At 43.2% G+C, this 7,263-nt stretch carries 6 protein-coding genes; 5 read left to right on the top strand and 1 reads right to left on the bottom strand.

Annotation, left to right across the window (positions count from 1 at the left end; translation table 11 throughout):
• The first annotated feature begins 138 nt into the window (after positions 1–138).
• Genes PAT01_RS16525 through serS form a run of 5 tightly spaced genes read left to right on the top strand, consistent with a single transcriptional unit; the run spans position 139 to position 6,316 of the window.
• Positions 139–2,667 (top strand): DNA translocase FtsK, encoded by a 2,529-nt coding sequence (locus tag PAT01_RS16525; RefSeq protein WP_138579864.1) that lies wholly within the window; start codon positions 139–141, stop codon positions 2,665–2,667.
• A complete protein-coding gene (gene lolA, locus PAT01_RS16530; protein ID WP_029773538.1) occupies positions 2,667–3,293 on the top strand; it encodes an outer membrane lipoprotein periplasmic chaperone LolA in 627 nt (208 codons plus the stop codon). Before PAT01_RS16525 ends, lolA begins: the two co-directional genes overlap by 1 nt.
• On the top strand, positions 3,286–4,629 hold the full coding sequence (locus PAT01_RS16535) for a replication-associated recombination protein A (RefSeq protein WP_054982606.1): 1,344 nt from the start codon (positions 3,286–3,288) through the stop codon (positions 4,627–4,629). The genes lolA and PAT01_RS16535 overlap by 8 nt, the downstream gene beginning before the upstream one ends.
• Positions 4,622–5,002: a fluoride efflux transporter CrcB gene (gene crcB, locus PAT01_RS16540; RefSeq protein ID WP_004586743.1), complete on the top strand. Its 381-nt coding sequence runs from the start codon at positions 4,622–4,624 to the stop codon at positions 5,000–5,002. The genes PAT01_RS16535 and crcB overlap by 8 nt, the downstream gene beginning before the upstream one ends.
• A 9-nt stretch (positions 5,003–5,011) precedes the next feature.
• Positions 5,012–6,316 (top strand): serine--tRNA ligase, encoded by a 1,305-nt coding sequence (gene serS, locus PAT01_RS16545; protein WP_154945846.1) that lies wholly within the window; start codon positions 5,012–5,014, stop codon positions 6,314–6,316.
• Between the two features lie 225 nt (positions 6,317–6,541).
• On the opposite strand, the gene PAT01_RS16550 is transcribed toward serS, so the two are convergent.
• A partial coding sequence (locus tag PAT01_RS16550) for an integron integrase (protein ID WP_154945847.1) occupies positions 6,542–7,263 on the bottom strand: 722 nt, incomplete at its 5' end.

Genomic DNA, 7,263 nt, shown 5'->3' on the forward strand with positions numbered 1-7,263 from the left:
TAAACACACTCTAATTTATAAAAACTTGTTCATAATCAGGCCATACACATTAAGATAAAGTGCATCAAATTGCATTTCCTGCTAAGGTATTTGATTGCAAGCAAGTGCCAATAGAACAATAAAGAGGGATAGGAAGTTATGCGCCTAAACGGTGTGCAAAGACTATTAGAAACAGGGCTGATCATCAGTACCTTTGCGGCAATATTCATTTTATGTGCTTTAATCAGCTTTGATCCCGCTGACCCTGCGTGGTCGCAAACGGGTGAATTTAGAAACGTAAAAAATATTACAGGCACTGCCGGTGCTTGGGTAGCCGATATATTATTACTGTCATTTGGTTGGCTTGCTTATTTAGTGCCGGCCGCTATTCAGCTGTTTGGCTATTTATTATTTAAACAACCTCATCGTATTTTACAGCTCGACTACACCACACTTGCTTTGCGTGTTATTGGCTTTGCTTTATTTATTACCTCAGCAACGGCAATCAGCAGTATTAACTTTGATGATATTTATAACTTTTCATCCGGTGGGGTAGTGGGCGATGTGATTGCATCGGCCATGATGCCAGCATTTAACTTTACCGGTACCTCTATACTATTATTGTGCTTCTTTTTTGCTGGGCTTACTTTATTAACCGGTGTGTCGTGGGTTGAATTTGTAGACTACCTCGGCGATTTAGTGGTTAGAGGCTACCGTTACACTGCTAATTACGCCCAAGGTTGGATGCAACGAGAGCGTATTGCGGCAAATCCGGTACAAGCCGATGCGCAATTTAATGATGACCTTGACGATTATGAGCAAAGCGATACCACACTCGAGCAATCATCAGAATTTGAACAAGAGCCTGCAAAAAGTAAAAAACCGGCTAAACAAAAAGCCATTACTAAAGAGCAGCCTACCTTTAGCGAGCCGCAAATTAGTGATGACTACAGCCCATTTGATGAGTTAGACGATATACTCGACCAAGAAATTGGCTTTAGCGCCATAGATGATGAGCCTATGGATACAGCAGCTGCACTCAACGCGCTTGATCAAAGCCAAGTTGTTGAGCCTGAAAAACCGGTTACCACGGTGGTATCGCCAGCAAGGCCTATGCCTAAGCCAAAACCTGCATATCAGCCTCCGCCAACAGCAAAAGAAAAGTTTGAAGAGTTACTAGATAAAGAGCCACCGCCAGGGCCATTACCGTCGCTTGATTTACTCGACAGACCGGATAAAGCCAAAAACCCGATATCGGAAGAAGAGCTTGAAAGTGTATCGCGTCTTGTTGAAACAAAATTACTCGACTTTAACGTACAAGCAAAAGTGGTTGGCGTATACCCAGGCCCAGTTGTAACACGTTTTGAGCTTGATTTAGCGCCGGGTATAAAGGTGTCTAAAATTACTGGTTTATCAAAAGATTTAGCCCGTTCGTTATCGGCAATTAGCGTACGTGTGGTTGAGGTGATCCCAGGTAAAACTTACATAGGGATAGAGCTGCCTAATAAGTACCGCGAAATTGTACGTTTATCTGAGGTAATTAACGCCCCTAAATTTGAGCAAAATCCATCGCCACTAACCATGGTGTTAGGTAAAGATATTGCAGGGCAACCTGTGTGTGCCGATTTAGGTAAAATGCCCCATTTACTGGTAGCGGGTACCACAGGTTCAGGTAAGTCAGTGGGCGTTAATGTAATGATATTAAGCTTACTGTACAAATCGGGCCCTGATGATGTTCGTATGATCATGATTGACCCGAAAATGCTTGAACTTTCGGTTTACGAAGGTATTCCGCACCTATTGTGTGAAGTAGTTACCGACATGAAAGAAGCCGCTAACGCACTACGTTGGTGTGTAGGCGAAATGGAACGCCGTTATAAATTAATGTCGGCGTTGGGTGTACGTAACTTAAAAGGTTACAACCAAAAAGTACTTGAGGCCAAAGAAGCGGGTTACCCAATACTTGATCCATTATTTAAAGACACCGACGGCATGAAAGAAGGCCCAGACGAGTTAGATAAGCTACCGAGCATAGTGGTAGTAATAGACGAATTTGCCGACATGATGATGATTGTAGGTAAAAAAGTTGAAGAGCTTATTGCCCGTATTGCGCAAAAAGCACGTGCCGCAGGTATACATTTAGTGCTTGCAACACAGCGCCCATCGGTAGATGTAATTACCGGCTTAATTAAAGCCAATATACCTACGCGTATGGCGTTTCAGGTGTCGAGCAAAATAGACTCGCGTACCATATTGGATCAACAAGGCGCCGAAAACCTATTAGGTATGGGTGATATGCTTTACTTACCGCCAGGCACAAGCGTACCAGAGCGTGTGCATGGCGCATTTGTAGACGACCATGAAGTACATGCGGTAGTAAACGATTGGAAAGCACGCGGTAAACCTAATTATATTGATGAGATTTTAAATGGTGATGCAACAGAAGATGTTTTATTACCAGGTGAAACCAGTGAAAATGCAGATGAAGAGTCAGATCCGCTATACGACGAAGCCGTTGCGTTTGTAATCGAAACCGGCAAAGTATCGGTATCGTCAGTACAACGTAAATTACGTGTTGGCTATAACCGTGCAGCACGACTAGTAGAACAAATGGAAACATCGGGTATCGTGAGTTCACCAGGCCATAACGGCGCTCGCGATGTATTAGTACCTAATGGAGCAAATTAATGAAAAAGTTAAACAGTTTATTATTAGTGCTTGGCAGTTTAATTGCCACGCCTAGCTTTGCTGATGACAGCCAAGCACTGCAAGACAAACTCGCAACCCTTAAAAGTTTTAAAGCGCAGTTTTCTCAAAACGTAACCGATCCACAAGGCCAAGCGGTTATGCAAGGCGAGGGCACAATTGCCCTTAAACAACCTATGATGATCCGCTGGCAGCAAACAAACCCAGACGATACCTTATTTGTATCAAATGGTGACAAAACCTATTACTTCGACAGCTTTGCTGAGCAAGTAACTATTATGGATACCCATAGCCTTATAGATTCAACACCGTTTGTACTGCTTACTTCAAAAGATCCCGCACAATGGGAAAAATACAGTGTTCAAGCCACAGACTCTGGCTTTAGTGTAACGCCAAATAAAGGCGTAGAAAGCCAAGTAGAGCAACTTGATATTACCTTTGCAGGTAACGAGCAAGGCCTTGCTAAGTTAGTTGTGACGGATAATTCTGGTCAGCTTTCGTCGTTTAGTTTTAACAATGCACAAGTAAATACCTCGCTTGATACAAGCACCTTTGAATTTACCCCACCAGAGGGTGTAGAAATAGACGATCAGAGTAACGGTGAATAATTTAGGCTTTAACTTTGGGCCCGATGTACGCCCACTTGCGGCGCGCATGCGCCCAACAACGCTTGACGAATACATAGGTCAGCAGCATTTACTAAGTAGCGACAAGCCCTTGCACCAAGCCATTGTTGCAGGGCGTTGCCACAGCTTAATTTTGTGGGGGCCGCCTGGGGTAGGTAAAACCACCCTTGCGCAAATTATTGCAAACCACGCCGATGCCGAACTTATACAAATGTCGGCTGTGACCGCAGGCGTAAAAGATATTCGCGACAGCGTAACGCAAGCGCACGATAACCTACAAAGCCGCGGGCAACGCACCTTAATGTTTGTGGATGAAGTACACCGTTTTAATAAATCGCAGCAAGATGCATTTTTACCACATATAGAAGACGGCACTTTTATATTTGTAGGTGCGACAACCGAAAACCCTTCATTTGCACTTAATAATGCGATTTTATCGCGTGCACGCGTGTATGTTTTAAAGTCGCTAGCCGATACCGACCTATACACAGTGATAGAGCGCGCACTTAAGCAAGATGAGCAACTAAACCAAAAAAATATTGTTATTGCCGATAACGCCAAACAGGCGCTTTGCCAAGCAAGCGGCGGCGATGCCCGTAAAGTGTTAAACCTGCTTGAGCAAGCGGTTGATTTAACGAGTGAGCAAAACGGCACATACAACGTAGATGAGCACGTATTAAGCCAAGTACTGCCAACCCATTTAGCTAAATACGATAAAGGCGGCGATGAATTTTACGATTTAATATCGGCTTTTCATAAGTCAGTACGAGGCAGCTCACCCGATGGCGCGCTGTATTGGTATTGCCGTATTTTAGCCGGCGGCGGCGACCCACTTTATGTAGCAAGGCGTTTACTTGCCATTGCCACAGAAGACATAGGTAATGCCGACCCACGGGCAATGGAAGTGGCGTTAAACGCATGGGATATATTTCAGCGTGTAGGCCCAAGCGAGGGCGAACGCGCCATTGCTCAAGCCACTTTATATTTAGCCAGCGCACCTAAAAGTAATGCCGTTTATATGGCATTTAACCAAGCAAAGGCAGATGCCAAAAACGAGCCAAGTTACCCAGTGCCAGAGCATTTACGAAACGCGCCTACAAACCTAATGAAAGATTTAGGCTATGGTGCCGAGTATCGCTACGCACATAACGAAGAGGGTGCCTTTGCCGCTGGTGAAAAATATTTACCGCCAGAAATTCAAGACAAACACTATTATTTACCGAGCGATCGTGGCCTTGAGCAAAAAATTAAGCAAAAGCTTGATTACTTAAAAGAACGCGACGCGCAAAGCCCACTTAAACGATACGAAAATGATTAAACTTTATATGATGATCGCCCTTGGCGGCGCCTCAGGAGCCTGTTTACGATTTTTTATTAGCGAAACCATGCTAAAACTCCTTGGTAGGGGATTCCCTTTTGGCACGTTGACGGTTAATATTCTGGGTTCATTGTTAATGGGCATTTTGTACGGTTTGATAGAGAAAGAAATTATCGCCACAAGCCCCGCTAAAACCCTTATTGGTATTGGCTTTTTAGGTGCGTTAACCACCTTTTCAACATTCTCAATGGACTCGTTGTTGTTATTACAACAAGGTCACTTTATTAAAATGGCCCTCAATATCATCTTAAATGTGATGATCTGTATTTTTATGGCTTGGCTGGGCCTTCAGCTGGTAATGCAAAAAGGTTAAAAAACTAACATGTTAGATTCTAAATATTTACGACAAGACGTTGAGCAAACTGCAGCACGCTTAGCGGCTCGTGGCTACGAGCTTGATGTTGCAAAAGTGACAGAACTTGAAGAACAACGCAAAACATTACAAGTAAAAACGCAAGAGCTTCAAAGTCAACGTAATGCCAGTGCTAAAGCCATTGGCCAAGCAAAAGCAAAAGGCGAAGACGCACAACCACTACTAGACGCAGTGGCAAATTTAGGTAGCGAATTAGACGCAACTAAAAAAGCGCAAGATGAAGTACTCAACGCCATTAACGACATTGCTTTAGCAATTCCAAACTTGCCAGACGAATCAGTACCAGAAGGCGCTGATGAAGACGACAACGTTGAAATACTTACCTGGGGCACGCCTAAAAAGTACGACTTTGAAGTAAAAGATCACGTAGACGTAGGCCAAGACCTAAACGGCCTAGACTTTGAAATGGGCGTAAAAATTAGTGGCGCACGCTTTACAGTAATGCGCGGCCAAGTAGCGCGTATGCACCGTGCACTTACGCAATACATGCTAGATACCCACACAGATAAAAACGGCTATACAGAAATGTATGTACCGTACTTAGTAAATAGCGCAAGCCTTTACGGCACAAGCCAATTACCTAAGTTTGCAGGCGACTTATTCCACACATTAGGCCTAGTAAACGACGACGGTGAACAACAAGCTGGCTTTAGCTTAATCCCTACAGCAGAAGTACCGCTTACAAACAGCGCACGCGACGAAATTTACGAAGAAAGTGATTTACCAATTCGCTTAACTGCGCACACGCCATGTTTTAGAAGTGAAGCGGGCAGCTACGGTCGCGATACACGCGGCTTAATTCGCCAGCACCAGTTTGATAAAGTTGAACTAGTTCAACTAGTAAAACCTGAAGATTCAATGCAAGCGCTTGAAGAGCTAACAGGCCACGCAGAGCAAATTTTACAAGCGCTAGAACTACCATACCGTAAAGTAATTTTATGTATGGGCGATATGGGCTTTGGCGCAGCTAAAACATACGACTTAGAAGTATGGTTACCGGCCCAAGATACCTACCGCGAAATTTCGTCTTGTTCAAATATGGTCGATTTCCAAGCGCGCCGTATGCAAGCACGTTTTCGCCGTGAAGGTGCTAAAAAGCCAGAGTTACTACATACACTAAATGGCTCAGGTTTAGCCGTTGGCCGTACACTCGTAGCCATACTAGAAAACTACCAACAAGCCGATGGTTCAGTAATAGTACCAGAAGTATTACGCCCATACATGGGTGGACTTGAAGTGATTGGGAAAGTTTAAAGTACTAGCTGTCATTTTTTAGCTGTAAGCTTTAGAAAGAAAGCCGCTGATTTAACGAACAGCGGTTTTTTTGTTTTAGGAAAAGGTTCGAGGTTAAAGGTAAAAGCTGAGATATTAATTCGCAGTGAAATTCATTGTGTAAGAATCGGCTTCATACATATCGGCGCTATTTTTGTATAAGGCGTACTTTAACGCGTGACACACAATTAAAAACTTTTGCTGGTTTTATAATCTCGAAAATGGGCTTACAACACCATTGGCTCCTTGTTGTAAAACATGAGTATATATTTGGGTTGTTCGCACATCACTATGGCCTAATTGTGCCTGAACCGTGCGAATATCAGCGCCACTTTGCAATAGGTGCGTTGCAAATGAATGGCGTAAGGTATGTGGTGTAACGTGTTTCCTAATTTTTGCATCGTCAGCAGCCTGTTTAACAGCGCGTTGTAATTGCTTTTCATCAATATGATGACGCCTCAGCTGCTTACTCTCAGGATCAATGCTTAATTTATGTGATGAAAATAAATATTGCCACCCTAATTGTTTGTTATGGTTTGGATATTTTTTACGTAACAAATACGGCATGTAAGCGCCGCTATATAAGGGGTTTTTCAGATCTAATTGCAGGTAACTATCAACTAATTGTATTTGAGAACGTAATTGCGGCATGAGCTCTACTGCAAGCGTTACAACACGATTTTTACCTCCTTTGCCATCCCAAATTCGAATGCAGTTATAGTCAAAGTCAATATCGTGTACTCGTAAACGCAGTACCTCCATTAATCGCATACCACTGCCATAAAGTAGTCCACAGGGTAAATAATGCTTCGCAGAGCACACTTTAAAAAAATTATTTATTTCCTGCTGCGTTAAAACTACCGGTAGTTTACTTGCTCGTTTGCTCTTAATAAAACCTAATGATAATGAGAGTGGCTTTTTAATCACTT

Origin of the sequence: Pseudoalteromonas atlantica (genome assembly GCA_007988745.1) — a bacterium.
Classification (GTDB): domain Bacteria; phylum Pseudomonadota; class Gammaproteobacteria; order Enterobacterales; family Alteromonadaceae; genus Pseudoalteromonas; species Pseudoalteromonas atlantica.

Excerpts from the sequence above, each read along its gene's own strand:
- PAT01_RS16525 (WP_138579864.1), top strand. The coding sequence starts at position 139 with ATGCGCCTAAACGGTGTGCAAAGACTATTAGAAACAGGGCTGATCATC.
- serS (WP_154945846.1), top strand. The coding sequence starts at position 5,012 with ATGTTAGATTCTAAATATTTACGACAAGACGTTGAGCAAACTGCAGCA.
- lolA (WP_029773538.1), top strand. The coding sequence starts at position 2,667 with ATGAAAAAGTTAAACAGTTTATTATTAGTGCTTGGCAGTTTAATTGCC.
- crcB (WP_004586743.1), top strand. The coding sequence starts at position 4,622 with ATGATTAAACTTTATATGATGATCGCCCTTGGCGGCGCCTCAGGAGCC.